A 2,340-nucleotide genomic window follows, 5' to 3' on the forward strand; every position below is an offset into this window, starting at 1 on the left:
CAGGCGCTGGAGATCGCAGAAGCGCTTGTAAGAAGCGGAGCGGTCGATATTATTGTCATCGACTCCGTGGCAGCTCTTGTGCCTAAGGCGGAGATCGAAGGAGATATGGGAGATTCGCACGTTGGTTTGCAGGCGAGATTAATGTCTCAAGCCCTTCGGAAGCTGTCCGGGGCGATTAACAAGTCGAAGGTCATCGCAATCTTCATCAACCAATTACGTGAGAAGGTTGGTGTCATGTTCGGGAATCCAGAGACGACACCAGGTGGACGAGCTCTGAAGTTTTACTCGTCAGTTCGACTGGATGTACGTCGGGTTGAATCGATCAAGCAGGGCAATGATATTGTTGGGAACCGGACAAGAATTAAGGTAGTCAAGAATAAGGTAGCTCCTCCATTCAAGCAAGCAGATGTCGATATTATGTACGGTGAAGGTATTTCCAGAGAAGGCAGCCTCATCGACATTGGGTCTGAGATGGATATCGTCCAGAAGAGCGGCGCCTGGTACTCGTATGAGGGCGATCGTCTTGGACAAGGTCGCGAGAATGCGAAGCAATTTTTGAAGGAGAATATGCAGGTTGCTGAATTGATCGAGAATAAGATCCGCTCGATGAGTAACCTAACAACCTCCATTCCGCTTAATTCGGATGATGATGAGGACGAAGAAGATTTAGCTGCATTTGAATAGTACATGGAATGGGATGCGCACCTTTGCTATTTAGCAGAGGTGCGCATATCTGTTTCATTCTAGGAATGGATCATAACCTATTAAGACGGATGGAGGGGTGTATGAGAATGAGGTGGAAGAGCAAGAGTAGGGATGAGAGTCACCAGGAACATCATCCAGGAGAGAGTAGGCCGATGGAAGGAACCGTCACCATGGTAGAAAGACATCCGAAGAAAGCAAGGATGTATCACATCTACATTAACGAAGAGCTAGCTTTCACTGTACATGAGGATGTATTGATCCAGCATCGACTTATGAGAGGGCAGTTTATTGACACGGAGCAATCGGCATTAGTCATTGCAGACGAAGAACGCCACGCTGTATGGGCGGATGCACTGATCTATATCGGACGAAGTCCTCGGGCATTACGCGAGGTCAAGATATACTTGAAGCGAAAGGGCCATGTTGAGGCAAATATTGAAGAAGCGGTTCATCGGCTGGAAGAGCAAGGATACGCGGATGATGCTCAATATGCTACGCAGATGGCTGAACATCGTATGATCGCTCAGCGAAAAGGTCGTCGTTGGGTACAGCAGGAACTACAGCAAAAAGGTGTAAAACGAGAAGTCATTCAGGAGGCGCTAGATCAAGTAGATCCAGAAGAAGAGCACAAAGCAGCCCAGCAGTTGGCTCAAAAAAGATGGAGCACGATGAAGGGGGATCCAACGGACAAGCGGCGCAAGCTGACGGCGTTCTTGATGCGGCGAGGATACTCGGGTTCACTTGTGAATGGCATTATTAAAGATTTGCTCGCTTCGGATCAATCGGTTGAGATGGAGGAAGATTGGGAGCTGGATGCTGAAATGGATGTAGATTGAAATCGAAAATACCGTAATGATTTAAAGTACATCGGTTTAGTGGGGTATTCGAGGCCTTCAAGTAGTTGAATTCTGAGAGACAAGATATATTTCTCAATCTTTATTCCAAAATGATTAAAAGTAAGTTATACTTAACTTAATCATTGCGRAGAGGGTTGAGTGTCTATGAGACAACATGGGGGAAATTGGAAGGCACTGCTTCAACTGTTCTGGACCTTCTTTCGCATCGCTCCGCTTTCCTTTGGTGGCGGTTTTGCGATGATTCCGGTGTTTGAAAGAGAGATTATCCATAAACGCGGTTGGGTTTCCGAGGAAGAGTTAGCGGATGTGTTAGCTGCTTCCCAGACCATTCCTGGAGCGGTTGCGATAAATTCTTCGGCTATGATTGGGTATCGCCTCCAAGGTATTGCAGGAGCCATTGCTGCGGCGGCAGGAATGATGATGCCTACTTTCTTTATCGTCCTTGCCCTTGGGATCGGGTTTGCAAATTTACAAGGACATTTTAAGATTCAAGCCGCTATGGAGGGGGTAAAACCTGCCATTGTGGCGTTGATCGCCTATGCAGGCTATCGGATTTATAAAACTTCCATTTCGGATAAAACTTCGATAGGAATTATGATCGTTACTGTAATTGTGCTATTGATGCAATGGGCGTCACCTACACTAGTTATTATTCTAGGTGGGATGATTGCCATGGCGATTGTATTTGTCTTAAAAAAACTGGGTAGACAGCCATCAACTCGGCTAGTCTCTGTCAAATATGCCCCCGATGATTCGTTTTTTGGGGATGGTATATAAT

3 protein-coding genes are annotated in these 2,340 nt (G+C 46.5%); all 3 read left to right on the forward strand.

The window, feature by feature from the left end:
* The coding region (gene recA / locus AC1DWB_RS33690; protein WP_477545446.1) for a recombinase RecA at positions 1-684 on the forward strand (684 nt) is incomplete at its 5' end.
* Positions 685-785: 101 nt separating this feature from the next.
* The gene (locus tag AC1DWB_RS33695) at positions 786-1,541 is read left to right on the forward strand and encodes a regulatory protein RecX (RefSeq protein WP_477545447.1); all 756 of its coding nucleotides are present in this window, start codon (positions 786-788) and stop codon (positions 1,539-1,541) included.
* Between the two features lie 165 nt (positions 1,542-1,706).
* Entirely contained in the window at positions 1,707-2,339 is a 633-nt protein-coding gene (locus AC1DWB_RS33700) for a chromate transporter (protein WP_477545448.1), read from the forward strand.
* Position 2,340 lies beyond the last annotated feature (1 nt).

The organism is Paenibacillus sp. P4_E11, assembly GCF_056401635.1.